Raw genomic sequence first — 26,836 nt, 5'->3', positions numbered from 1 at the left:
TTTATGGGTTAGAATGTCAGGTTTACGCCAATGGTATAGGTACGGGTAGTGGGATACTTGTCACGGCCATCGTCCCCATAGGCCAATGGCTGCGTGGGATCCTGGATCATCACTTCGGGATCTAGCCCCTTGTATTTGGTGATCGTCGCGGTATTGAGGGTTGAAGCATAAACCCGAAGAACCTTTATGATCTTGTTGTTATGCATATTGAAGTTGTATCCCAGCGTAATGTTGTCGATCTTCCAGTAATCGCCGTTCTCGATATAATTGCTGGTATATTCCAGCACGTCGTTGAGCTGGGTCTTTCCAAACACCTTATTGTAGGCAGAGCGCAGGCTGTTGTACTGAGTGATGGTCGGGTTCTCGTAGTACATGCGCTGGAAGTTGAGGTTCTGGAATTTAAAGGCCCCGCGCATGGTAACGGACAGGCTCAGGTTCTTATACCGGAAGCTATTGTTGAACCCCGCGTAGTACTTGGGGATGCCGTTGCCGAGGATTTGCTTATTATTGGCGTCCTTGTCCAGCGTCGTCTTCCCGTCGTTTGTAGCATAGACCCATTTGCCGTCGTTGGTGATGTCGACTACTTTATATCCGTAGAAGTTGCCGATGGGTTTGCCGATCTGTACGCGGTGAGTGGAGGTCTGGATAGGTTCGCCGGTATAGCCGACGTCGAAATAATCGACCGTGGTCTGGTAAAGGCTATTGGACAGCGTAACCAGCCGGTTGTCGTTATGTGATCCGTAGATGCTGGCATTCCATTGGAAATCTTTGCTGGTAACCGGTACGAAGTTCAACATCACCTCCCACCCCTTGTTCTGCATGACCCCTACATTGGCGGTGATCGTGGGATACAGGTAAGGAGGGGTGGGTACGCTGTACTGGTAGAGCATGTCGTGGGTCTTCCGGTTGTAATAATCGAAGGTACCGCTGATCCGGTTGTTCAGAAGAGCGAAATCGAGCCCGATGTTGACCTCGGTCTTCTTTTCCCATTTAAGGTCAGGATTGGGGTTCTGGTTGGGTGACAGATCTGGGACCCATACGCCGTTTTGAAGGGTATATCCCCCGTACGCTAACTGGGGCAACGCGGCATATTCATCACTCGGAGCCGTACCGGTGATCCCATACCCCGCGCGGATCTTCAGGTCGTTGAACAGGGTCTGTCCCTTCATGAACTCCTCTTTGCTGAGCCGCCAACCCGCAGATACCGCAGGGAAGTTCCCGAATTTATGATTGGCCCCGAACTTGGAGGAGCCCTCATGCCGGATGCTGGCCTGCAGGAGATATTTTTCCTGGTAGTTATAGTTCAACCGGCCAAAGAAGCCGACGAGGTTGGAATGGGCACGGTCGGTATGTTCGACGGCCAGGCCTTCCTTGAGGGCATTACCCGCTCCTATATTATCCCAACCGAAAACGTCGGTGGGGAAGTCCCAGTTCTGCATCCAGGAGTTGGAGTGGGTATTGTCCTGGTAGCTGAAACCGCCAAGGAGGGTCAGGGCATGATCTCCGAATCGCTTGTTATATTCGGCAGTCAACTCGATGAGGTTGTCGATAGCGGTAGCCGCGCCATAGGAAGCATAGCCATTCCGTCCGTCGCGGGTGTTGGAGATATTCTTCTTGGTCTCGGTATAACCCCGGGTCTGATAGTAACGGGTGGTGGAAGCCAGCCCCTTGAACCGCAGGCCGCTGATCGGTTCGAAAAGCAACGATCCGCTGTATCGGGTGTTCGTGGCGTCGTTCTCGCCGTGGCTTTCCCGCAACATGGTGACAGGATTCTGGTAGACATAAATGCTGCGTTCCTGCCAGTTGCCGGCGGTGTCCTTCACCTGGTCGGTAGGGTTGCGGATGACCGCCTGACGGTAAGTGAGGGTGCTGAAGCCGGTGCCGTCACCTGTCGTATAATATTTATTCTCCGAGCTGACGATATCGGCCATGGCCTTCAGCTTGCCGTCGAACATACTGTGATTGATCTGCAGGTGACCGGTGAAGGTCTTGTTATCGGAATTGAGGAAGATCCCCTGCAGACCGCGGTAGTTGACGTCGGCTACATAATTGGTCTTGCTGGTGCCGCCACGGAGGCTGATATTATGGATCTGCGTGAACGGAGTGCGGGTGACCTCCTTCAGCCAGTCGGTGCTGTGGCCATAGTCGATGCGGTTGGAACCGGCTGCCGCCAGTCGTTTGTAATCCGCGGCATTAAGCAGGTCCAGCTTCTTCACGATCTGCTGGGTGCTGAGGCTACCGCTGTAGTCGATGACCGGTTCGGCGAGGCCGGAAGCCCGCTTGGTCGTAATGAGGATAACCCCGTTAGTCCCACGGGTGCCATAGATGGCCGCAGCCGAACCGTCCTTCAGCACGTCGACAGACTCGATGTCTTCCGGCGCCACCGTGTTGAGGTTGCCGGGAATTCCATCGATAAGGATCAGCGGCTGAGAACCGGAGGCCAGGGTGGTGATCCCCCGCAGCATGATAACAGAGTTACCGGTAGGATCGCCGCTGGGGACATTGACGGTCACGCCGGCGACCTTGCCCTGGATGAGCTGGCCTGCATCGATGACATTCCCCTTAACGAAGTCCCCGGCTTTTACGCTGGCGACGGCGCTGGTAAGGTCCGCTTTCTTCTGCGTACCATAACCTACGACCACCACTTCGTTGAGGTTGCTGGCGGTGGGTTTCATCTCGATGGTAAAGCTGGTGCGCCGCGCGATCGTCATCTCCTGTGGGGTATACCCGATCATGGAGATAACGAGCGTCGTTTCGTTATCCGGTATTTCCAGGGTGAACTTCCCGTTGGCATCGGTTGCGGTCGTCGCCGTGCTGAATTTCCCCCGCACGGTAACACCTTGTAATGGCTGACCGTTTTGAAAGTCGCGGACCGTACCTTGAATGTGAATGGGAGGCAATGGTGGAGAACCGAGGGAGTCTTTCACGATCAACAGGCCTACGATGGCAGGCACGAGAAGGCATAGCAGTTTTTTCATAAAAGTTAAGCTTTATGGTGTTTGTTGGTTTAAATGCCGAATGAGTATAGGGTAGGGAAAAATATACCCGTTCAGCCAGTTACAACGAACTTAACTTGGGCTGAGCAATCGTCGGGCGGTTAGGATCAGGGGATGTGTGTGTCCAATTCTAAATTAATGTCAATTTAACAATTATTCAGATCGGATATTAACCGGTTATACGCGGGAATTAACCAGCTTGCGTGCACAACAAAATACCCCTCGGCAACGCTGAAGGGCATTTTACATTTGGGATCGACGCCGGCGCGTTATCGCCGCAGTATACGTTTCCATTTATTTAAACCCGGCCGGCCGGGCTCAACCTCGTCATAATCAACTTCCTCCATCCCTTCTCCCCGCATTGTGCAACTCCTTCTTATTCTCCTCCATCAACTTCTTGATCCTGCTGCTGAAACTCCAGCACGTCGCCAACCGGATATCCAGCATATCCGATAACTTCTCTGGCGGCTGCTCTCGCTCGACTTCGTTCGGCTTGTCGGCATTTCGCTGCTTATCGCCGTCCCCGTCGCCTTTTATTTCATGCACCGGTGGCCAGGTGATCACGACGAATTCGTCGCCAACTTCCACTCCCTGTAATGCCGGCGCAACCGCCTCAGCGAGCTCCAGCCAGACATCCGGCGCCCCTTCAAATCCTTGCCTCGGCGCGTCCTCCCGGGTCCGTAACCCGCTCCGGATAAACCCAATCGGGTCTAAAACATAGTTGATGGTATCTGCCATATTCTATATCTTGATCGTATTAAACCTAAAGATATGAAAAGACTCCTCCTCCTGACCGCCTCCGCCTTCCTGCTCTCCCTCACCGTTTACAGTTTCACCCACCCCGAAGCCACCTGCACTGGCGCCAAAAACTGCAAGGCCTGCAAGAACTGCAACTACTGCAAGCATTGCGCAAAACAAGGCGGCTCCTGCGGCGTCTGCAAAAAATAGCTGCGCAATCTACTGTCCGGCCCATGCGGCAAACTGCAGACTCCCCCGATCCCAAATGCATATAACGGTGATCAATAAGCAGAAACGGTTCATAGTAAAGAGTGTTATTCCCTCCTCTGACCTTCGCTGGCTTCACAGGTAAAAGACCCCGCGGCCCTTCGGGATGAATGGCTTTCCTGCCGCGTCAACCGGGCCACTTCATGAACCCCGCCTCGTCCAAAAAAATTTGCCCATTTTGATCTTGATTTACTCTTTTTCCGTAATTTTGCCGTCCAATCTCAATAAAGAGATATGTCTCTGTAGCTCAGTTGGTAGAGCAGCTGACTCTTAATCAGCGGGTCCACGGTTCGAGCCCGTGCGGGGACACTGAAAATGAAGCACTTGGAAGCAAACCGCGCCCAGGTGCTTTTTTCATTTACTACCTTTCGCACCCCATCCGGAGACGACGAAATTTCACTAATTTGAAGATCATAAAACGCAAAGAGATCAAATGAGGAAATTAATTTACGCGATCAACCTGACCCTTGATGGCTGCTTCGATCATACCAAAGCGATCCCCAGTGAAGAATTGCACGAATATTTTACGAACCTCATTCGCGATTCCGATCTGCTCGTCTACGGGCGTGTAACCTATGAATTAATGGTCCCTTTTTGGCCTGATATCGCCAAAAAACAATCGATGTCAAAAGTATCGAATGAATTCGCGACAACCTTTGATTCCGTCGCAAAGGTTGTTTTCTCAAAATCGTTGGAAACCTCCGATCCGAATACCAGAATTGTCCGCACGGACCTTAAAGAGGAAATACTTAGATTAAAACAGCAACAAGGCAAAAACATGTTACTGGGCGGGGTATCCCTGCCTTCAAAACTGATCAAACTTGACCTGGTTGACGAATTTTATTTTGTCATTCATCCGGTGATTGCAGGAGGCGGCAGACGACTGATGGAGGGGATCGCTATGCCGGAGAGTTTACAATTGCAACTTGTCGATTCGAAGACGATTAAGCCAGGACACGTTGCGCATCATTACGTGAAAAGGACCCTGTAAACCGGCCGGATGGATAATAAAGGGCTCCGATATCCGTTTTGAGCGAGGAAACCCCCAATATCCACCAAACCGGCCACCTCATGAAGCTCGCCCCCTTCTGTGCTACAATAGCCATCTTTTGCTATTCCTGCAGCTCCACCAACCTGATGTCCCTCAGCGTCACAGTACCGGCCCCGGTGAGCCTCCCGCCCAACGCAAAGTCAGCAGCCGTAGTCAACAGAACCCGTGCCGCCGACGAGAACCGAACCATCGACGCGATCCATAAAGCCGTCTCATTCGAAAGCAAAACCCTACAGGCCGAAGGCGCCAAAGCTACGGTCTATGGCCTCACGGACGAACTTCGAAAGAACAACCGCTTCACCATCGTAAGATCCCTCGACAACCTCGACCTCCGGTCCTTCGGCGCCGGCGTATTCCCCAATTCCCTTCCCTGGGACACCGTGGAAAGGATCTGCCGTGAAAGCCATACCGACCTACTCTTTTCATTGGAATTATTCGATGCCGAATCCGGCGTGGGTGTTGGCGCCGGCGGCGGTCCCGCGAGACTGCTGACCACCATTGCCGGCACACCCGCTCTCGATCAAAGGGTAAGCATAAATACCCAGGTAAAGACCGGTTGGCGCATCTACGACCCCACCTCCCACAATATCCTCGACGAATACGTCCTTTCCCGGAACCTCGCGACCCATACCCGCTTACTCGATCCCGTCGGCACGGGCACGGCTATCGCCAGCCGCAAAGGGGCCGTGAAAGAGGCGGGGATGGACGCAGGCCAGGTGTATGCTTCACGCATCGTCCCCTATTCCATCCGCGTCTCGCGCTATTACTATGTGAGAGGCAACGGGAACTTCATCGTCGCCAAAAGAATGGCTCAAACCGGCAACTGGGAGGGGGCGGGCAAGATCTGGCAGCAGGAGACGAACAGCCCTTCCCACAAGGCAGCAGGCCGCGCCTGCTATAACATGGCGATCATCAGCGAGATCGATGGCGACGTCGACGGAGCCGTCCAATGGGCGCAGAAAGCCTATGAGGTCTATGGCCTCCGGCTTGCCCTCAACTATGTCAATTTGCTGCACCGGCGGCAATCCGGGAATGCCGTCCTGAAAAGCCAGTCGGAGATCACGAGTAATCCGTAGTCCTTAACGACTCTACCCTCCCATTAACCCCCCGGTCAAGGTCAACACCCTCCACCAGCGTCCCGTTGATCCACTCCATAAAATCCTCCGGATGCGCAACCCGCTTTCCTGTCCGCGGATCGATCCGGGTAAACGTCGTCCACATCACCGCCTTCAACTGCTTCCGCTCAAGATCAAACATCAGCATCTCCACCGTCAACCAACTCTCCCCCCACCCGATCAGCGCCGACTGGATCGCCACCCGGTCATTATATAACACAGGCCGCAGATATCGGATCTCATGATAACTCACGACAAACCCGATCCCCCTCGACGCCCACTCGCGAAGGTCGATCCCATAATGATCCCGCAGATGATCCTCCCGCGCATTCAAAAAATAATCGATATACCGCGCATTGTTGAGATGCCCCAGCGGATCGCAGTCATTGAACCGAACGATATAGTCCGAAACCGGCATTTTTTCCATATTTCCTAAATTTGATGAAGCAAACATAGACGCTGGAGTATAGTCCACAGTCGTCAGCGCTCAAAAAAAAGTAAAAAATACCATTATGCGTATCGGCCAACTGTCAAAATTGTCGGGATTTACCCGGGACACGATCCGTTTTTACGAGAAAAGAGGCCTTATCCGCGTTGAAGACGCCGGCCGCGACAAATATCAATTCAAAGACTATCCCGACTCCGTGCTGAAACGCCTCCTGGCCATCCGGCAAATAAAAGAATACGGTTTTACCCTGCAGGAAACCCTCGCCATGCTTATCCTCTTCGAAGAAGGCGTACTCGAACCCCAACGCGGTATCCGCTATGTCCAACGCAAGATCGATCGCATCGACCAGAAGATAGAACAACTGATCCTGGTCAAAAGCCGCCTGCAGGAGGTGATCGACAAGACCTATACCGGCAACTGCCCCCTCGACAAAGCGCTCAGCGAAGCCTTTGCCTGATGCGCGCCGTCATCCATACCCCCAAAAACAACACTGTCATCAACGCCGCATTCAGCAAATAGAATTGCAAGGCACTGGCAAGATGGAGCCGGAACACGATGATCAGCGGCAGTACATGCCAGAGATAAATAGCCAGCGAATGGACCCCAATCCACTCCGGCAGGCGATAATGCCGGGAAGGCCTCCCCTCCACAAATGCAACCATCAGCCGGATCAGGCAGAAATTATACAAAAAGAATACCACCGCCTCAGCAGGCTCATTAGGGTAATAGAAAAGCAGCACTTCGGCAGTCAGCAACAACAGTGTCGCCGGAACTACCCATCCCACCGATAACCCCGCATTATACCGCCGGAAAAACCCGCCCAGCACAAAGAACACATAATAGTTGGGATGGAGCGTATAAAGAAAGGTATCGGCCCCCGAAAAATGATTTCCCGTCAATGGCGGTATCCAATGCCGCAATAGCTCCGAACCAAAAGATAGCAAAGACCCCGTTAGCAATATCCACGGCAATGACAGCCGCAAATGCAGCAACGCCCAGCTAAGCAACACCCAAAAAAGATAGGCTGCGATAAACCAAAGATGAAAAAAAGGCCGGATGAAATGCCCCAGGAATCCCGCCCAATACGCTGCCGAAAGCAGCGACCCTGGAGCCGTATCTACCGCCGCATATACGGCCAACGCCACCAGCCAGGGTAACACCGGCCTGCGCCAGTATTTGCGGACAACATCAGCAAACCGGAATTCCCGCATCTTCTCCCAGGAGAACAGATAGCCACTCACCGCGGTAAACAAAGGCATGTGGAAAGAATAGATGATCCAACGCGCAAGATTGGCATGAAACTCTCCCGGCAGAAGATGACCGGCGATGACCAATATGATAAGCCCACCCTTTACAAGGTCGACCCTGCTCATTCTCATCAACATATCCCAAAGATAGATCCGCCCGCCGTTGCCTCCAAAATTCGCTCACTCACCCCGTAATGCGATCATGGGATTGCTCAGCGCAGCCTTCACGGTCTTAAACCCAAGGGTCGCCAGCATCACCACGCAGCCCATCCCGAATGCCGCCGCGAACATCCACCAGCTGATAGCTATCCGGAAAGGAAATCCCTGCAGCCATCGCTGCATCAGCACCCATCCCAAAGGCGCCGCGATCACGTTGGCCACCAGCACCAACAAAAGATATTGCCGGACGAAGAGCAACACGATATGTCCCACCCTCGCGCCAATCACCTTCCGGATACCGATCTCCTTTGCCTTCCGGCTCAGGCTATACGTCACAAGCCCGAGCACCCCCATACAGGAAATAATGATCGCAATCACCGTAAACGCGCTCATCATCTGTTGCTCCCGCCGGTCCGCAGCATAATCATACCTGAAAATATGGCTCAAAAAATCCATGCTCACCGGGCTGTCTCCGTTCATCCCTCTCCACTTAGACCAGGCAAACCGCATCACGGCATCCATATCGCGACTCCGGACCTTCGCGATCACCGCCCCAAAGCGCCGGGAATTCACCGGCATCAGCCCCAGCCCGCCGATGGCATTATGCATCGAAAAGTAGTGATAGTCCTTCATCACCCCTACCACAGTATAGTGGTAGATGACGCCATTGTTCTCGTGTGCCAGTTGCCGCCCCACGGCATTCTCCACCGTATATCCCAGCGTCTTCACCGCCGTCTCGTTCAGGATCACCTGCCGGCCGATATCCTCCCGCTCGATATCCTGCTGCATATCGGCATTAGTAAAGAGCTGCGGGTTGAAATTCCTGCCCGCGAGAAGCTGCAGCCCAAGGGTCGACAAATAGTGCTCGTCTACCAGGTTGAGAAAGATATCCTGCTTGTCATTCACGCTCTTCTCCGCGGGATAGAGGCTCATGTTCCCCGACACCATCGGACTTGCCGCGCCTGCCACTGCCTGGATCGACGGGTTCGCGGCCAGCTCCTGCATAAAATAAGGACTGTTACGCGACGCCTGCGCGTCGCTGAGATTGAAGACAAGTTGTTGCTCTTCATCGACACCCGTCTTTGCCGACATCATGAATCGCAACTGCTTCCAGATAACGATCGTCGAAAAAAGCAGCCCTGTTGCAACGATGAACTGACTCGTCACCAAAACCTTGCGGATGCTCAGCAATGACCCCGGGTCGCTTATCTTTCCCTTCAACACCTTCACAGGCTGGAAGGACGATAGATAGATCGCCGGATAAACTCCCGCCAGTAACCCCGTCACCAACGCCACCGGCACCAGCAAAAGCACCGCCGTCATCGCCCCGGGATCGAGCAATGACAAATGCTGAAGCGTAAAAGCGTTAAACGCCGGCAGGAAAGCCGCGGTCAGTCCAAGCCCAAACAGAAATGCCGGCAAACACACCATCAACGTCTCCAAAAGGAATTGTTTCCGGATCATCCGCTTTTCCGCCCCCAGCACCCGCCGGACCCCGACCTCCCGGGCACGGTCCAACGCCGCCGCAGTGGACAGATTCATATAATTAATGCACCCCAGCAGCAGGATCGCCCCCGCAATGCTGGCAAGAAGATAGAGATATTGAAGACTGCCCTGCTTGGGCGACAGATAGTCGGAATACCGGTCGGAATACAGATGGATATCCCCCAGAGCCTGAAGGCCGTTCACCATCACTTCCCCCCGCCGTTTCATATACGCGAGGGCATGACGCGTGGTGTAGGCATGCAATTCTTCGGTAACATGCGCGATATCGCTGCCGGGTTTAAGCCGCACATACGTGTAGTAGTTGGGATCGCCCACCCAGTCGAGTACGTGAGCCATCTCTTCCCGGATCCCCGTACTGTTGTTCGAGGCAAAGAAGCCGGCGTCAAGATGATTCGGCATATCCTGACGGAAAACGCCGGAGACCGTATATACGACGTCGCCTGCGCGCACCCTTTTACCGATGGGATACCCGCCATGAAAAAGCCGCCTTGCTACAGTATCGCTCAGCACGATCGTATTCGGCGCCGCCAGCGCCGCCCGACGATCCCCCTGAAGAAAATGAAAAGAAAGGAGATCGAAGAAATTCGCATCTACCCAATACCCCGACCATTCCATATAGGGCACGGCCGATGTATCATCCATTACCTTAATGACACAAGGGCTGCGTTTGGCATCCAGCCGGCTCACAGCTTCCACCTCCGGGATCTCCTGCCGCAGCAGCGTCCCAAATGGGAAAGCCACCGTCGGTGCCCGGCTTCCATCCTTGAAATCGGACGTTATGCGGTATATATCCCCAGCCCGCTCAAATCCCTTGTCAAAAGCCCTTTCACTGTGGATGAACAACAGAACAAGCATGCAGCACGCGAAGCCCACGGCAAGTCCCGTAACATGGATCAGCGTACTCATCCGCCGTTTCAAAAGATTGCGGATGGCTACTTTCCAAAAAGTTGGTATCATAAGCTTTTATTCACTACGCAATGCCCGCACAGGGTTCCCCAACGCCGCCTTCATCGCCTGCCCGCCGACAGTGACAAAAGCCACCGTCACCGCCAGCATCCCCGCCACACCAAACACCCACCAGGAGATACCGATGCGATAGGCAAAGCTCTGCAGCCAGCCATCCATCACCACCCAGGTCACCGGCACAGCCACGACAAAAGCAACCCCCACCAGGATCAGAAAATCCCGTGACAACAGAAACAACAGGCTGCTCACAGACGCCCCAAGCACCTTGCGGATACCGATCTCCTTGGTCCGCTGCAGCACATTGTAGGCAGAGAGCCCCAGCAACCCAAAGCAGGCGATCACTACGGCAAACATCGCGAAAAGCCCAAACACCTCGCCAAAGCGCTGGTTCTCGGCATACTGCCGGCTAAAAAATTCATCAAGGAAAAAATAGTTATAGGGATCGCCGGCAAAATGCCGGTTCCAGATCGCCTTCACAGCCGCAACAGTACCTCCCGCATTGGCCGCCTGCACCTTGATGGAATAGTTGGCCCGCCCATCCCGGTTCGGCAACAACACCAACGGCTGGATGGCCTTCTGCAAGCCCTCATTGTGAAAATCCGCGACGACACCCACAACATGCAGGGAGTCATAGTCCCCATAGCCCGTACCCACCAGCTGGCCCACCGCGGCCTGCGCCGAAGGGAATCCCAGAACCCGGGCAGCCGTCTCATTTAGCAACACCCCCTTGCTGTCGGAAGGAAACGAGCGGGAGAAATTCCGGCCCGCCGCCATCCGGATCGAATACGCCGGCACAAAATCCTCATCCACCCCCAACATAAAATTTTCTATTTTCTTCTTCCCGGCCGGATTCCCGATCCAATTCCAGTCGGTCGACCACAGGATCTCTTCCCCCATCACATTCGACGAGGCCGCCATGCTCTTGACTCCCGGCAGCTGCAATACCTCGTTCTTAAAGGACTGGAAGATACTCCGGTACGCAGAGTCGCGGATGCCGGTGCCGGCGCCCTTCACCACCAGCGTCTGATCGATATCGGCGCCAAGCTGCTGATTCTGCATATACGAAACCTGGCGATAGACGATCACCGTCCCCGCAATAAGAATGATACTGGCTGCAAACTGCCCTACAATCAATCCCTTCCGCAACCATTGCCCGCCCGCCGCATTCTTGAACAATCCTTTTAAGACTTTCACCGGCTGATAACGCGACAAGACCAACGCCGGATAAACCCCGGACAACAGCGTCCCGCCGATAAATACCCCGGCAAAATACATCCAATACCTGGTGGGCAGCCGGATCACCGACGTCAGCGGCCGGCCCGTCAGCTGTCCGAACAGCGGGTTCACCACCAACACCACCCCCACGGCCATCACAAGCGCCAAAAGATTAAGCAGAAGACTCTCCAGTATGAACTGCCGGATCAGCTGATGCCGCAAGGCGCCAAGCACCTTCCGCACCCCTACCTCCCTTGCACGTTCCAGCGAACGCGCTGTAGCAAGATTGATATAATTGATCCAGGCAATACAGACGATAAAGAACGCGATCAGGAACAAAAATGCCACAGCCTGCCCATCGCCGTTAGCCTCCATCTCCTCGGTATAATGCGAATACAGATGAATGTCCCGCATCGGCATGACCGTAAGATGGTACCGGTCATTGTCGGCTTTCCTTTCAGGAAGGTTGTTGAAATGCCTGTCCATAAGGGCCGGCAGCCTGGCGGCAAACTTCCGCTCGTCCACGCCCTTCTTCAGCAATACATAGGTATAAAAATCCGTCCACCCCCAGCTCGTCTCGATCGGGTCGTCGGCCGTTCCATAGGTCCCGTTTATCCGGCTGCGTTCTTTATACGCGACCAGGACATCCATTTGGATATGGGAATTGCCGGGATAGTCTTTGAATACCCCCGACACCTCCATCGGCCGGGTACCCCCACTGCCATGAGCGGTCAACACCTTGCCAAGCGGGTCCTCACTGCCGAAATATTTCTTCGCCGTCGTCGCCGACAGAACGATCTTCCCCGGGTCCGACAACGCCGTCCGGGCATCACCTTCCACCAGGGGCACATCGAAGAGGGGCAGCATCGCCGGATCGACAAAATAGACCTTATCCTCCTTGAACCGGACATTCCGCGCGTCATTACCCAGGATCATCCCCAGCCGGTTCAGCCGGCAAACACTCTCCACCTCGGGCATTTCCTTTTTCAACGCCGGCCCGAGGGCAGGCATCGAAGAGGCGCAGGGAACCACCATCTTGCCATGCTGGAATTCCTCGTTCTGGATCCGGAAGACGCGGTCGGCGACGGGATTAAACCGCTCATAGCTTCGTTCATACGCGACATATTCGAAAATCAGCAGACAACAGGCGATACCCACGGTAAGCCCAAGGATATTCAACGCCGCATAACCCTTGCGTTTACGCAAGTGGCGCACGGCGATCCGCAGCATACTTTTTAACATGGAATTGTATTGAGTCGTTACGAACTCTCTCAGGTGTAGGATCGAAAGTTAGGAAATCCTCTTCAATTGACAAAAAAACAAGCCCGGATGTAAAAACACCCGGGCCTTGCAAAAACCTCTCTATACGAGAGAGTTCATTTCATCCGCATCGCAACGATCCCCTGATCACTCGTCATCCTCCCGCTACCTTCCCAGGCAACCAACGCCGTCCGCAGGCTCTTACTCAACATCCGGCAGACCCGCCGGCTTGCTCCATCGAGCCTCACCCCGTCCAGGTGCTCCACATAGATCAGCTGTTGCTTCAGATCATAGAATTTCACAGTAGTCGTAGCCGGACCGGTCTCCCACGTGATGATCACCCAGAATCCATTCTCCGGCACAGGCCGGCCCGCCGCAGATCCCCTCGTCGCCCCTGCCAGGGCCAGCACGAAAAGAAATAACATAAGACGTTTCATATCATTCGATTTGATCGGCATAAAACTACTACGCCAAAATCCGCTGGAAACGCCCAATCGCCAAACCACCCGTTCCGGGAGACAGTCGCCCGCTCACCGCTGACCAACCGCCAAAACCACCCCGGGACGCCATCCATCGACCAAAACGGTATTTTCGTCGACAGTAAGCAACATTCCCTGTGCTTTCCGCCTCTTTTTGAATAAATTGCTTTGGATATTGAAGGGCATGGCAGAACTCATGTACATAACATTTCTTAAAAAGCTATCCCGCCAACGGGTGCTCCTGCACATCCTCTTCTGGCTGGCCGCCCTCACCTTCTTCAACTTCGTCTTTCGCTTTGGCCGTCCCCCCTTGCAAGCCCTGGCCAACAGCATCGGCTTCCTTCCCGGCCATCTTCTCTTCGTCTATAGCCTCAATTACTTCCTCTTCCCCCGCTATGTGCTGAAAGGCAAACCGACCGCCGCCATCATCGGATTCGTCACGATCCTGGCAGTGACCCTTTTCTATCTCCGCGTAGCCGATGTCTACATCCTGCACTATTCGGGAGGAGATCGGCTCTGGGTTCCGGAGAATTTACCTCACAGCATCTACGCCCTTTTCAGCACCGGCTGGATCGCCGTCACCATCAAGCTGGTCAAACAATGGTACCAGGCAAAAGAACAGCAACAACAGCTGGAGAAAGAAAAGCTGATCGTCGAACTCCAGCTCCTCAAGTCCCAGCTGCACCCCCATTTTCTCTTCAACACCCTTAACAGCCTCTATGCCTTCTCCCTGGAAAAAAGTGACCAGGCGCCGCAGATCGTATTAAAGCTTTCCTCCCTCCTTCGCTATATCCTCTACGAATGCAATGCCCCCCGCATCCCCCTCGAGATGGAGATCGACATCATAAAAAACTATCTCCACCTGGAAAGCATGCGGTTCGGCGAAAGACTCGACTGCAGCCTGCAGTTCACCGGGGATCTCACGGGCAAGACGATCGCCCCGCTCCTGTTGCTTCCCTTCGTGGAGAACGCCGTCAAACACGGCATCGGTGAACGGGCGGGCATCAGTTGGATCAGCCTTCATCTTCACGTAGCCGACGATACCCTCCACTTCAAGCTGATCAATAGCCGCGACATACTGGAGGCCCCCACCGGCCATACCGGCGGTCTGGGTCTTGGCAACGTTCAGAAAAGATTGGAATTACTTTATCCCGGCCACACCCTCAAATCCACCGCCGACGAAGACGACTGGCAGGTTACCCTGACCATCGGGCTCGACGCGATTCCTTTCACTTCAACCCCTGCTAACTATGAAACTCAGATGTCTTATCGTTGATGACGAACCCCCGGCGCTGAAGATACTCCAGACCTACCTGGAGAACACCGGCAACCTCGAACTGATCGGCGCCTGCAACAACGCCCTCGAAGCAATGCAATTTCTGCAGCAGCATCCCGTGGATCTCCTCTTCCTCGATATCAATATGCCGCGGCTACTGGGAACCGAACTTGTCCGGACCCTGCGTCATCCGCCAAAGGTGATCTTTACCACGGCCCATAAAGACTATGCCCTCGAAGGGTTCGAACTGAACGCCGTCGACTACCTGCTAAAGCCCTACTCCTTCGAACGCTTCCTCCGCGCCGTAAACAAGCTCACGGATACCGCGATGCCGATGGCCGAAAAGCCGGAAGACGCCGCCGCGTCGACCGATCCCTTCCTCTATTTCCGGGTCGACCGGAAAATGGTGAAAGTACAGTTGGCCGAGATCGTCTATGTGGAAAGTCTGAAGGATTATAGCCGGATCATCCGGGTGGGCCAGAAACCGCTCGTTATGAAGAAGTCGATCAGCTCGATCGAAGAAATGCTGCCGGCTCATCTCTTCCTGCGTATCCATCGATCCTATATCATCGCCATCCAAAAGGTCACCGCTTTTACCCAGAACGACGTCGAGATCCACGGCGAAGAGATCCCGATCGGCAAACTATACCGCCAGCAGCTGACCAAACTCACCGTCGCTTCATCTCTCCCAGCATCTCCAGGATCCCCTCATTTTTAAGGATCAGCATCCCCATCCGTTCGTTCGAGATCCCGCTCCGCAGTTTATAGCTGTACCACGGCACGCCGCCCTCCATCGTCGACTCGAAACACGCGAAAAAGATATTCGGGTTTCGCTGCAGCTCCATCGCGATCTCCACAATATGTGTCGAGATCAGGAACAGACTCCCGCTAACCCCCGCCAGCCCATCGATCACCTGCAGGGAGGCTTCGGAGGCATCCTTGACATTCGTCCCCCGGAACAGTTCGTCGAAGATGATGACCATTTTCTTCTTTTCCCGGATGGTCGACACTACCTCTTTCACCCGCCTGACCTCGGTGTAGAAATGGCTATATCCCTGACTGATATTATCGGCCAGGTTGACGGTGGTGATCAGCCCGTTGAACAATGTGGTCTCCCAATACCGGGCCGGCACCGGAAAGCCGACATGCGAGAGATAGATCCCAAGCCCTACCGATTTCAGAAAAGTCGATTTCCCCGCCATATTGGCCCCGCTGATAAAACAGAGATTCGCCTCTCCGCCCATCTGGTAATCGTTCGCCACGGGCTTCGACACCAACGGGTGAAACAATCCCTGCGCCTGGATCTTCGGCCCCGGCGCATCGCTGTAATGCGGAAAACAAAGTTCGTATTGCTGTGAGGCGTACGCCACCGCCTGATACGCATCCCACTCGTAAAGGCTGTCGAGTATCCGGCGTACACTGCCGCTGCCTGCTCCCCGGAAGAAATGATCGCAACGCGCCAGTTCCCTCAGGGTAAGCGGCTGCTCGGGGGAAAAAAGAATGGCTTTAACCCTTGAATCGAATACCAGTTCCAGCAGTTCGAGCACTCGGTCGGCAAGCACCTCGGGACAATCGCTCTCCAGCCATCCCTGCGCCTGCTGAAAAAGAAACCGCAAAAGCGCGGCCGTCCTTCTCACGCCATTGGTCACCGTATAATAGTGTGGCGACTCCTTTATCAGGTTACGCAGGGTATAGATCCCCGCATCGGGAAAAAAGCCCGGGAACAGCGCGATGCCCGAGGAGAGATAGTGCTCTATCGCCAACAGCTGCTCCTTGTCGATCCGCCACCCGCTCTCATTATCTGCGAAGTAACGAATGATATCCCTCCGCCCTTCCAATTCCGCCCGCACCGTCGAGGGCGTCCGAAGCAGATGCTCCAGCGCGTCTTCACCGCCGACGGTCCTCACTTTGTTAAACAGGTGGAAGATCAGTCCACGCCGGCCCTGATCAAAGAGATCCAGGTCCTTCCAGGTTTGTTTGTCCACCTCGAATGGTACATATTCCCTCATCGGAGATCAAACTAGTGAAAAACATTCCCCGCGCTAAATCCCCGGCGTTAAATAAAGCCTAATTCACCTGTTCATCATCCGAAAAGTAAGATTCACCCTCGGCCGGCTCACCCGCTTCATCTTGGGCAGGCTATGCAGCCACCGGTCCTGCGTAGCCCCCTTCATTACCAGCAGACTCCCCGCGGCAAGCGTTACCTCGACCAGTTGCCTCGTTCGCTTATGCCGGAACAGAAACCGCCGCTCCACCCCAAAACTCAAAGAAGCGATCGCGCCACCCGGCGCCAGGTCCTTCTCATCGTCGCTATGCCAGGCCATGCCCTCCTCGCCATCATGATAAAGGTTCAGCAGACAGCTGTTGAATCGTACTCCCGTCAATCCTTCCGTCAGCAGCTTCAGGGCAAGAAGCTCCGCCGTCCAGGGCAGCGCCTGCCGGACGACACCGGAATACTTGTACCCGTAATCACTGTCGCCATACCACGCTACTTTTCGTTTGGTAATAATATGCCGGCCAAAGATGACCGCTTCGTCATGGCGCCATTCGATACCGTCCATCATCCGGTCCATATAACTCCCGGCCTCTGCCGCCCCGATCACGGTCCCATAATAATCCGCATGCCCGTCAAATGGCAGCAGGTTGACCACCGTATCCGTAGTAGTGAATAGATCGTTCATCCCACAAAAATATCCCAAACCAACCCACACCAAAACCCGAAACTTGCTCAATCGAAACCGCCAACCATCCGCTCTTTTCCGCCAACGACTCCCCCACCCTCCTGTCGGAAGGGAATTCTGAGAAAATAATCCTATTATTGTGTCATACCGACATAAAGAAAATTCAAAGCCGCCCTGGCGGCGCACTAAAACTACACACATGAACGGCTATTGCCTGCCCTCGAAGAGCCTGTACCTCACGGCTTTCCTGATCCTTTTCCTCGCCGCCTGTACCCACCATGCCGGGAAGCCCCGCGTCCTGGTTTTTAGCAAGACCGCCGGCTACCACCACGAGTCCATCGCCGACGGCAACATCGCCATCCAAAAACTTGGAGCCCAGAACAATTTCGACGTCGACACCACCACCGACGCGGGCTGGTTCAACGACGACAGCCTGAAAAAGTATTCCGCCGTCGTCTTCCTCAGCACCACCGGCGATATGCTCGGCTACCGGCAGCGGGTGGCCCTCGAACGCTATATCCAGGCCGGAGGCGGGTATGTAGGCATCCACGCCGCCGCGGACGCGGAATATGACTGGCATTGGTACGGCCGCCTGGTAGGCGGCTACTTCCTCGATCACCCGGGCATCCATGACAGCTTCCCCAACATCCAGGAAGGAGTGATCAACGTCGTCGACTCGAATAACCCCGCCACGCAATTCCTCCCCAAACAATGGAAACGCCGGGATGAATTCTATAGTTATAAAGAACTCAACAAGGACGTCCACGTCCTGCTCAGCATCGACGAAAGCAGCTATAAAGGGGGTCACAAAATGGGCGACCACCCCATGGCCTGGGAACACGAATACGACGGCGGCCGCGCCTTCTATACCGAGCTGGGACACACAAAAGAAAGCTACACCGAGGAGAACTATCTCAAGCATTTCCTCGCCGGCATCCAATACGCCATCGGTGACAACAACCCCGTCGACTACGCGAAGGCAAAGACTCAGATCCCACCCGATGAAGAACGCTTTGTAAAGACCCAGCTCTTCACCGGCCAGCTCTTCGAACCCACCGAAATGACCATCCTGCCCAATTTCGACATCCTCATCCTCGAACGCCGCGGCGGGATCAAACTCTATAAACAGGATACAAAAACGGTGAAGCAGGTGGGCCTCTTCGACGTCTACTACAAGACCCTACACACCCCCGGCGTCAACGCAGAGGAAGGGATGCTCGGACTGGCAAAAGACCCCGACTTCGCCACAAATAATTATGTCTATATCTACTACAGTCCAGCCGACAGCTCGGTCAACCGCCTCTCCCGCTTCATCTTCAGGAACGATACCCTCGACAAAGCCACCGAAAAAACGATTCTCGAGGTAAAAGCACAGCGCGAGATCTGCTGTCATACGGGCGGCTCCATCGCCTTCGGTCCCGATAAGCTGCTCTATTTCTCCGCCGGGGACAACTCCACCCCCTTCGACGAGAAAGGCGCCAAACATGTCAACAGCGGCTTCGCCCCCCTCAACGATCTCCCGGGTCACCAGCAGTATGACGCAAGACGTTCCGCCGGCAATACCAACGACCTCCGCGGAAAGATCATGCGGATAAAGGTCAATCCCGACGGCAGCTACGATATTCCTCCCGGCAATCTCTTTCCAAAGGGAGAAGCAAAAACCCGCCCCGAGATCTATGTCATGGGCGACAGAAATCCCTATCGCATTTCCGTCGATCAGAAGAACAGCAATCTCTATTGGGGCGAAGTGGGACCCGATGCCAACGACGACAGCCTCGCCACCCGCGGTCCCCGCGGTTATGACGAGGTCAACCAGGCACGCAAGGCCGGTTTCTTCGGCTGGCCCCTTTTCGTCGGGGACAACTACGCCTATCACGAATATGATTATGCAACAGGGAAAAGCGGTCCGGCCTTCGATCCGGCCCATCCGGTCAACGATTCCCGGAATAACACCGGCTTACGCGATCTGCCGCCGGCCCATCCCGCCTTCATCTGGTATCCCTATGGCCCCTCACCCGACTTCCCCGAGGTGGGAACAGGCGGCCGTAACGCGATGGCCGGCCCGGTATACTACACCGATCTGTATCCGGACTCGACGCGGCTGCCCGATTACTACAACGGCAAACTCATCATCTATGAATGGATGCGGGGCTGGATGAAAGCCGTGACCATGCTCCCCAATGGCGACTTCGATAAAATGGAGCCTTTCGCCCCCGGCGTAAAAATGTCCTCCGACATCGATATGGAAGTCGGCCCCGACGGAAGGATCTACCTGCTCGAGTACGGCACCGGCTGGTTCACCCAAAACCCCGACGCCGGCCTGGCCCGCATCGACTATATCCGCGGCAACCTCGCCCCCGTCGTCTCCTCGGTGGACATCGACAGGACCTCCGGCCTCCTGCCCTTTGCCGTGAAGGCCACCGCCACCGCAAGAGACCCGGAGAAAGGCAAGCTCACCTACACCTGGGATTTGGGCAACGGCACAAAAAAACAAACCGCCGAACCTACCCTCGACTACACCTATTCTACCGCCGGTGACTATACGATAACCGTCGAAGCAAAGGATGATCAGGGCGCAACGGCAAAAAGCGAGGGGGTGCCCGTCTACGCCGGCAACGAAGAACCAAAAGTCTCCATCCAGCTGAAAGGAGGTAATAAATCCTTCTACCTGCCCGGTATGCCCGTCGGCTATTCCGTATCGGTGAAGGACAACGACACCGCGACGATCGACCCGGCCAATCTCTACGTTTCGGTCGACTATATCCAGGGATATGACAAGACAGCCGTGCCAATGGGTCACCAGCAGGGCCAAGCAAGCGTCAGCGGCAAACAGCTTACGCAAACGCTGGACTGTAAAAGCTGTCATAAGGAAGCCGATAAATCCATCGGCCCCGCCTTCCTGCTCGTAGCTCAGAAATACCGGAAGGACCCCAAGGCGGCCAGCTACCTCACCAACAAGATCATCAAGGGCGGCAGCGGTGTCTGGGGCGATGTAGCCATGTCGGCGCACCCCAGCCTCTCCCCGGGCGACGTCAATTCCATCGTCACCTGGATCCTCTCGCTGGGCAACAAGGAAGCCCTGAAAAAATCCCTGCCGCCAACCGGCGCCATCACCCCGCCAAAAGATACCAAACCCGGCAGCTCCATGGTCATCACGGCAAGCTATACGGATAAGGGCGGAAATAATATCAAAGCGCTCACTGGCAAGACGGTCCTCAGCCTCCGCAGCAATACACTCTTCTTCACCGGACTGGAAAAGACAAAGGGATTTACCACCTTTAAGTACAATGGCCGGAATATAATGATCTTCCCCGCCGGCGAAGGCTGGTTCGCATCGGATAGCGTCGACCTCAGCGGCGTGTCGTCGATCACCCTGGCCTGCGGCTGGCAGGCGCCGCCAAAAATGCCCCTCCATTTCGAAGCAAGACTGGACAGCCCCGATGGCAAGTCCCTGGGCAAGGCTTCCATAACCCCATCAGCCGGGAATAAAGCTGCGCTGCAGATGGCGATGGCGACGATCCCCATCAGTGCCGTTTCGGATGGCAAGCCGCACATCCTCTATCTTGTCTACAAAGGCGCCGAGCCCATCTCCGGCGGAATAATGTCACTAACCTTCAACGCTAAATAAGAAACGATGTCAAATAGAAGAGAATTCCTCAAACTCACCGGCGCCGCCGCCATCGGCAGCCTCGCCATCGGTAAACAGGCCCAGGCCTTTTTCAACAATGCCGGCGGCCCGGCAGGCCGGCATCCCATCGGGTTACAGTTGTTCACTTTCTTCACGACCATCGACGCCGACGTTGCCGGCACCTTAAAAAAGATCTCAGCCATCGGCTACCGGGAGATCGAGTCCGCCTTTAGTATGAAAGGCGGCTACTACGGCATGAAGCCAAAACAATTCGCCGCCCTCGTAAAAGACAGCGGCATGTCCTGGCAATCGCATCATGTGCTGGGCGCACCGTTCAAGATGCCCGCCAACGCAAAGCCGATGCTCGACGCCAAAGGGCAACCCATCCATTTCCCGCCGATGCGGAATCTGAAGGAAAACAGGCAGCAGCTAGTGGACGAGGCCGCGGAAGGCGGAGTCCCCTACCTCGTATGCGCCAATATTCCGACGGAGACCGCCGATGAGATAAAAGCCGCGATCGTCATCCTCAACGAGACCGGCGAGGCTTGTAAAAAAGCCGGCATCACGCTCTGCTATCATAACCACACCGAAGAATTTGCAAAAGCCGGCAGCGAGACGCCTTATGACATTTTCCTGCGGCAACTGCACCCCGACATCAAAATGGAGCTCGATCTCTGCTGGGCGACAAAGGCGGGCATCGATCCCGTCGCGCTCTTCAAAGCACACCCCGGCCGGTTCCCGCTGTGGCATGTAAAAGATCTCGATACAAAGCGCGATGGCCCCGCTCCCGTCGGGACAGGGGTTGTCGACTTTAAGCGTATCTTCGCCAATGCTGAGACCGCCGGCATGAAGCATTTTTTTGTAGAGCACGATATGCCCAAAGACGCCTTTGCCAGCATCACGACAAGCTACAACAACCTTAAAAAAATTCTCGCTGCCTAAATGAAACCCATCCGCATCGCGCTGATCCTCGCCCTCCACGTTGTTTTGTTCTCCTGCGCAACCGCCCAGATGCGGATCTCCGGTAGCCTGAGCGACACCACCAACCAGCCTATTCCACAGGCCACGATCCATGTACTGAACACAGAGATCACGGTCGTAACCGACAGCGCGGGCCACTGGCGGATCCCCTCCATGCCTTCCGGGGAATATGTATTTGAGATTTCCGCCGTCGGCTATGCAACCGTGGACCGGCCGTTTGGGGTCTTTGAAAATCCCATGGAAAATATCGGTTTCCGCCTGCAGAACGCCGGAAGCCGGTTGGACGCGGTCACCGTCACCGCCGAGAAAAAGGAGGCACAATTGCAAACGGTCCCCGTCAGCGTTACATCTATCTCCGCTAAACAGGTGGAGGAGTTTCGCCTCTGGGATATAAAAGGCATCACCGCCTTCGTCCCCAACCTCTATTCGGGCAATTCCGGCGACGGCCGCAACGTCACCTCCATCCGCGGCATTACCACCACCTCCTACGATCCCGCCGTCGCCACCTATGTCGACGGAGTAAACCAGTTCAGCCTCGACACGTACATCCCGGAGCTGAACGATATCCAGCGTATCGAAGTTCTCCGCGGCCCACAGGGCACTCTCTTCGGCCGCAATGCGATGGGCGGGGTGATCAACATCATCACAAAACAACCCACCAACGCGACCCGCGGTTTCGCGCAGATCGACGAAGGCAACTATGGCCAGCAACGCTATGCCGCCGGCATCCGCACGCCCCTCGTAAATAACAAGCTGTTTTTCGGCGCCTCAGGGGTATACGGCAAACGCAACGGGTACTATACAAACGATTTCAATAACAGTTCCTTCGATCGCCAGTCAGCGCTTACCGGCAACTATTATCTCAAATATCTCCCCGGCGCGGCATGGTCGCTCACCCTCAACGTCAAGCATCAGAATAACCGCAACTGGGGCGCCTTCCCGCTTTCGACAAGCGTGAGCGACGCCTTCAGCCATCCCTTCCACCTGGATCAGAACGCGATCGGGAAGATGATCGACAATACCCTCAACGCCTCCCTTGCCATCAGTCATTCCGGCGATAACACCAATTTCACCTCGATCACCGCCTGGCAAAACAATCATCGCTATTACCAGCCTTCGGTCGACGGCGATTTCTCCCCGATCGACGGGGTCACCATCGTCAATGATTTTGGCTCTTCCTGGAATAACGTGCAGGTGTTGACCCAGGAGTTTCGGCTCGGCTCCGCCGATCACCACTCTTCGCCGCTGAGCTGGACGGCCGGCGCCTATTTCTTCCATCAGTACAACCCGAACAAACAGGCCACCCACTATGGCACGGATGCCGCCCTTCTCGGCGTCCCCGATTCAAATTTCTCCGGCATCGATATCACAAAAGGAAAGAACACCGGCGTAGCCGCCTATGGCCAGGTTTCCTATTCGGTGACAAAAAAGCTCCAGTTGATCGCGGGTCTGCGCTATGACTATGAACACCGTTATCTCGACGTGACGGAACAATATCAACCCGACGGCCAGACCGCCATCACCACCACACCCGACACCTCCGCCGCCCTGCATTTCAGCGCACTCTCCCCAAAAGCGGGGATCCAATATACCCTAACGAAAAATGCGAACCTCTACGCTACCTATAGCCGCGGCTACCGCCCCGGCGGGCTGACCCAGCTCTCGCCCGATCCGTCCCAGCCACCGCTCTATCCCTATAACCCGGAATACAGCAACAATATCGAGATCGGCATCAAGAATACCTGGTGGGACCACCGGCTCCTACTCAACGCAACGGCCTTCCTCACCCATATCACCGACGCCCAGGTGCCGACCCTGGTCCTGCCCAGCGCCATCACCGTCACCCGCAACACCGGGAAGCTGATCAGCAAAGGGATCGAGATCGAAGCCGAGGCCAATCCTGTCAACGGCCTCACACTCGCGTACAATTTTGGTTATACCGACGCCCACTATCAATCCCTGAATATTTCGGAGAACGGCCAGGCCGTCGACCTCGCCGGTAAAAAACAGATCTATACCCCGAACCTGACCTCGATGTTCAGCCCGCAATACAGCCTTCCGCTAAGCGCCCGTCATCACGTCAATCTCATCCTCCATGGAGAATGGTTCTATCTGGGAAAAGAATATTTCGATCTCGCCAATTCCATCGGCCAATCCCCCCACAGTCTCGTCAACGCCCGCGCCGGCATCACCATCCCCCACCTCGAACTCTGGTTCTGGGCCCGCAACCTCACCGACACAAAATACATCGAATACGCCTATGACTTCGGCGCCGCCCATCTCGGCGACCCGCGCACCTGGGGCTTCACGCTAAAAACATCCTGGTAACCGCCGCCACCTATCCGCGAAGCAACTCACTCGCTGCGCAATGACTTCACCGGGTTCGACAACGCCGCCCGAAGGGTCTGGATCCCCACCGTCAGCAACGCGATAACCAGCGTCAGCACCCCCGCGATCCCGAATATCCACCACGAAGCATCCACGTGGTATTCGAAGTTCTGCAGCCAGCGATTCAGGAAGTACCATGCCACGGGCGTCGAGATCACAAAAGCGATCGCCACCAACCGGATAAAATCCTTCGAAAGCAGACCCGTGATCGACGGGATCGTTGCCCCCAGCACCTTCCGGACCCCGATCTCCTTCCGCCGCTGTTCCATCACCAGCGAAACGATCGCAAAAAGCCCGAGACAGGAAAGCAGGATCGCGATAAAGGCAGAGGAGAAAAAGATGGAAGACAACCTCGACTCTTTCTCATACCAGCGTTCGGTATTCTCGGTGAGATAAGAAGGCGGCGTCACATTGTCCGGCTCCAGTTTGTGGAACGCGGCCTGCACCTCTGCCAGCGTAACCCGCGGGTTCGTCGTCCGGACCTTGACAAAGAGATAGGACAGCCCGGCATGCCGGTTTAAGATCAGCGTAGTGGGCGCCATTTTCTCGTTCATCGAATACATATGAAAATCCGGGATGATCCCGACGATATTCCAGTTCGGCAGGGAAGTATCGGCAGAGAGGTTCAACCCCGCCACATCCCTGAAATTTTTCAGCCCGAATTCCCGGGCCATGCTTTCGGTAACGATAACATCGTTCACCTTGCCCGACGTGTCATGGGCAAAATCCCTGTTGAAACCGCGGCCCGCGATGACCTTCATCCCTAAAACGGAAAGAAAATCATAGTCCACGTTTACCACCGCCGTCCCGATACTCTTATCCTTATACATAAATCCCATCCCGGTATGGCTCATACTGTGATCCTCGCCGATCCCGATATTGATGTGACTGGCCGTGACACCGGCCATCCACGGCTGAGAAGCAAGAAACATCCGCAGATAATCCGCATACTTCTGGGCTTTCTCAGGACTCCGGACCGGGATACTGATCACCAATTCCTGGGTATATCCCAGCGATGCGGATCGCAGATGAGAAAACTGCCGGTAAATAACCAGCGTCCCGCTGATCAGCGCACTCGCCAGCACGAATTGAAAAGTGATAAGCCCGTTGCGCAGCAAACCGCTCCGCCGGACCGAAACCTTTCCCTTAAGGACCTCAACCGTATTGAACCGGGACACCAGCCAGGCCGGATACCCGCCTGCCAGAAAGGACACCACCACAGCCGCGATAAACACGGTCACCAGCACCAGTGGCTGCAACAGAACCGACAAGGTCAGCTTCTCCGCAAACAGGTCGTTAAAAGGTTTCAGCAACATCGAAGCAGCCACCACGGCGATCGCCACCGCAATGATAAAAAGCAACAAACTCTCCGCCCACAGCTGAAAATAGATCTGCCGCCGGCCCGCCCCGATCGTCTTGCGGATGCCCACTTCCTTCGCCCGGGTAAAACTCCGCGCCACATTGAGATTGATGAAATTGAAACACGCGATCACCATCACCACGATCGCGATGAGCACCAGCGTATACAGATAGGTCTTATTGATGGCGCTGCCACCTGTCAGTTCCTCGTCAAAATGCACATCGGCCATCGATTCCAGCTCAAACGCCATATAATCGCCATTCGCATCTTTCACGTTGCCCTGCTGTTGCATTTGTTTGTCATCGACAAGCTTATACCGCTTTATAAGCGCCCGGAAATCTTTCTGCGCCGCCGCCGTCACAGCGGTAGGCGCCAGCTGTACAAAAACGGGATGATCCTGCGCATCCCAGTTGTTCTTCCGTTCGGGATAGTCGCCCCGGATCTCCGTACGGGCAAGGATCTTGTATTTGATGCTCGAATTCTCCGGCGCATCGGCAATCACCGCCGACACCGTAACCGCCTTCCACTCCGCCACCACCTTGATCTCAACCGGCTTCCCGATCGGGTCTTCCTTCCCAAAAAGCGCCGTCGCCGTGGACTGCGCGATAACCACATCATTCACACCGGCCAGCGGCGCATTCGCGCGACCCGCCACGATCGGGAAGGAGAACATCGTAAAAAAATCCGGGTCTACCAGGGTCAGCCGTTGATACACCTCTTTTCCCTTGTAACGGATACCTGCCCCCGCGGATTCAAGCCCCGTACTCGCCACAACCCCCGCAATCTCCTTTTTGAACGCCGGTGCCGCGGGAATGCCAAAACTCTCGCCCTTATCTTCACCTGAAAGATTCTGCGTAGAATTGTACACCTGATACAGCCGCTTGCCGTTCTTCTGGAACGAATCATACGAAAACTCATAACGCACCATCAAAAAAAGCAGGATACAACAGGTAAAGGCCACCGAAAGTCCGATGACATTGATCGCCGCATTGAATTTGTTCTTCTGAAGATTCCGCCAGGCGGTCAGCAGGTAATTCCGTATCATGAAAGGATTTTTTACGGGAGGATGCAAATT

The 26,836-nt window shown here is 55.0% G+C and carries 19 protein-coding genes and 1 tRNA gene; 10 read left to right on the top strand and 10 right to left on the bottom strand.

Annotated elements, in window-relative coordinates:
• Nucleotides 1–8: 8 nt before the first annotated feature.
• Both VGM48_RS25065 and VGM48_RS25060 read right to left on the bottom strand, forming a co-directional pair.
• Complete coding sequence (locus VGM48_RS25065) at nt 9–2,978, bottom strand: SusC/RagA family TonB-linked outer membrane protein (protein ID WP_331583767.1); 2,970 nt, start codon at nt 2,976–2,978, stop codon at nt 9–11.
• A 351-nt stretch (nt 2,979–3,329) separates the two neighbouring features.
• Nucleotides 3,330–3,734, bottom strand: coding sequence for a hypothetical protein (locus tag VGM48_RS25060; RefSeq protein ID WP_331583765.1), 405 nt, complete (start codon nt 3,732–3,734; stop codon nt 3,330–3,332).
• Nucleotides 3,735–3,767: 33 nt separating this feature from the next.
• Between VGM48_RS25060 and VGM48_RS25055 the strand changes: the two genes are divergently transcribed.
• The 4 genes from VGM48_RS25055 (at nt 3,768) to VGM48_RS25040 (ending at nt 6,128) form a co-directional block, all read left to right on the top strand.
• Complete coding sequence (locus tag VGM48_RS25055) at nt 3,768–3,944, top strand: hypothetical protein (RefSeq protein WP_331583763.1); 177 nt, start codon at nt 3,768–3,770, stop codon at nt 3,942–3,944.
• A 293-nt stretch (nt 3,945–4,237) separates the two neighbouring features.
• Nucleotides 4,238–4,310: transfer RNA gene (locus tag VGM48_RS25050), tRNA-Lys, on the top strand.
• Nucleotides 4,311–4,434: 124 nt separating this feature from the next.
• A complete protein-coding gene (locus VGM48_RS25045) occupies nt 4,435–4,992 on the top strand; it encodes a dihydrofolate reductase family protein (RefSeq protein ID WP_331583761.1) in 558 nt (185 codons plus the stop codon).
• Nucleotides 4,993–5,072: 80 nt separating this feature from the next.
• Nucleotides 5,073–6,128, top strand: coding sequence for a DUF6340 family protein (locus tag VGM48_RS25040; RefSeq protein ID WP_331583759.1), 1,056 nt, complete (start codon nt 5,073–5,075; stop codon nt 6,126–6,128).
• On the opposite strand, the gene VGM48_RS25035 is transcribed toward VGM48_RS25040, so the two are convergent.
• Nucleotides 6,112–6,594: an acyl-CoA thioesterase gene (locus VGM48_RS25035; RefSeq protein ID WP_331583757.1), complete on the bottom strand. Its 483-nt coding sequence runs from the start codon at nt 6,592–6,594 to the stop codon at nt 6,112–6,114. The genes VGM48_RS25040 and VGM48_RS25035 overlap by 17 nt on opposite strands.
• Nucleotides 6,595–6,679: 85 nt before the next feature.
• Between VGM48_RS25035 and VGM48_RS25030 the strand changes: the two genes are divergently transcribed.
• Nucleotides 6,680–7,072 (top strand): MerR family transcriptional regulator, encoded by a 393-nt coding sequence (locus VGM48_RS25030; protein ID WP_331583755.1) that lies wholly within the window; start codon nt 6,680–6,682, stop codon nt 7,070–7,072.
• Here the strand turns inward: VGM48_RS25030 and VGM48_RS25025 are convergent.
• The 4 genes from VGM48_RS25025 to VGM48_RS25010 all read right to left on the bottom strand — a co-directional run bounded on the left by VGM48_RS25025 (nt 7,053) and on the right by VGM48_RS25010 (nt 13,405).
• Nucleotides 7,053–8,000 (bottom strand): acyltransferase, encoded by a 948-nt coding sequence (locus VGM48_RS25025; protein WP_331583753.1) that lies wholly within the window; start codon nt 7,998–8,000, stop codon nt 7,053–7,055. The genes VGM48_RS25030 and VGM48_RS25025 overlap by 20 nt on opposite strands.
• A 42-nt stretch (nt 8,001–8,042) precedes the next feature.
• Nucleotides 8,043–10,484, bottom strand: coding sequence for an ABC transporter permease (locus VGM48_RS25020; protein ID WP_331583751.1), 2,442 nt, complete (start codon nt 10,482–10,484; stop codon nt 8,043–8,045).
• 6 nt (nt 10,485–10,490) lie between these two features.
• Entirely contained in the window at nt 10,491–12,950 is a 2,460-nt protein-coding gene (locus VGM48_RS25015; RefSeq protein WP_331583749.1) for an ABC transporter permease, read from the bottom strand.
• 134 nt (nt 12,951–13,084) lie between these two features.
• A complete protein-coding gene (locus VGM48_RS25010) occupies nt 13,085–13,405 on the bottom strand; it encodes a hypothetical protein (RefSeq protein ID WP_331583747.1) in 321 nt (106 codons plus the stop codon).
• A gap of 226 nt (nt 13,406–13,631) precedes the next feature.
• Here VGM48_RS25010 and VGM48_RS25005 point away from each other — a divergent pair, with 226 nt between their 5' ends.
• Together VGM48_RS25005 and VGM48_RS25000 are read left to right on the top strand one after the other, a co-directional pair.
• Nucleotides 13,632–14,723, top strand: coding sequence for a sensor histidine kinase (locus VGM48_RS25005; RefSeq protein ID WP_331583745.1), 1,092 nt, complete (start codon nt 13,632–13,634; stop codon nt 14,721–14,723).
• On the top strand, nt 14,698–15,441 hold the full coding sequence (locus VGM48_RS25000; RefSeq protein ID WP_331583743.1) for a LytTR family DNA-binding domain-containing protein: 744 nt from the start codon (nt 14,698–14,700) through the stop codon (nt 15,439–15,441). Before VGM48_RS25005 ends, VGM48_RS25000 begins: the two co-directional genes overlap by 26 nt.
• On the opposite strand, the gene VGM48_RS24995 is transcribed toward VGM48_RS25000, so the two are convergent.
• Both VGM48_RS24995 and VGM48_RS24990 read right to left on the bottom strand, forming a co-directional pair.
• On the bottom strand, nt 15,392–16,732 hold the full coding sequence (locus VGM48_RS24995) for a MutS-related protein (protein ID WP_331583741.1): 1,341 nt from the start codon (nt 16,730–16,732) through the stop codon (nt 15,392–15,394). The genes VGM48_RS25000 and VGM48_RS24995 overlap by 50 nt on opposite strands.
• A 63-nt stretch (nt 16,733–16,795) precedes the next feature.
• Nucleotides 16,796–17,404 (bottom strand): alpha-ketoglutarate-dependent dioxygenase AlkB family protein, encoded by a 609-nt coding sequence (locus VGM48_RS24990; RefSeq protein ID WP_331583739.1) that lies wholly within the window; start codon nt 17,402–17,404, stop codon nt 16,796–16,798.
• Nucleotides 17,405–17,603: 199 nt separating this feature from the next.
• On the opposite strand from VGM48_RS24990, the gene VGM48_RS24985 reads away from it, so the two are divergent.
• The 3 genes from VGM48_RS24985 to VGM48_RS24975 are packed head-to-tail and all read left to right on the top strand — an operon-like array spanning nt 17,604 to nt 24,341.
• The gene (locus tag VGM48_RS24985; RefSeq protein ID WP_331583737.1) at nt 17,604–21,032 is read left to right on the top strand and encodes a ThuA domain-containing protein; all 3,429 of its coding nucleotides are present in this window, start codon (nt 17,604–17,606) and stop codon (nt 21,030–21,032) included.
• A gap of 6 nt (nt 21,033–21,038) precedes the next feature.
• Complete coding sequence (locus VGM48_RS24980; RefSeq protein WP_331583735.1) at nt 21,039–21,974, top strand: sugar phosphate isomerase/epimerase; 936 nt, start codon at nt 21,039–21,041, stop codon at nt 21,972–21,974.
• On the top strand, nt 21,975–24,341 hold the full coding sequence (locus tag VGM48_RS24975) for a TonB-dependent receptor (protein ID WP_331583733.1): 2,367 nt from the start codon (nt 21,975–21,977) through the stop codon (nt 24,339–24,341). It abuts the gene before it with no gap.
• Between the two features lie 26 nt (nt 24,342–24,367).
• Here VGM48_RS24975 and VGM48_RS24970 read toward each other — a convergent pair whose 3' ends face one another.
• Nucleotides 24,368–26,806, bottom strand: coding sequence for an FtsX-like permease family protein (locus VGM48_RS24970; RefSeq protein WP_331583731.1), 2,439 nt, complete (start codon nt 26,804–26,806; stop codon nt 24,368–24,370).
• Nucleotides 26,807–26,836: the final 30 nt, after the last annotated feature.

It is taken from the genome of Puia sp., assembly GCF_036500295.1.
Taxonomy (GTDB): Bacteria; Bacteroidota; Bacteroidia; order Chitinophagales; family Chitinophagaceae; genus Puia.
This window is presented reverse-complemented; position numbering and strand designations above follow the sequence as displayed.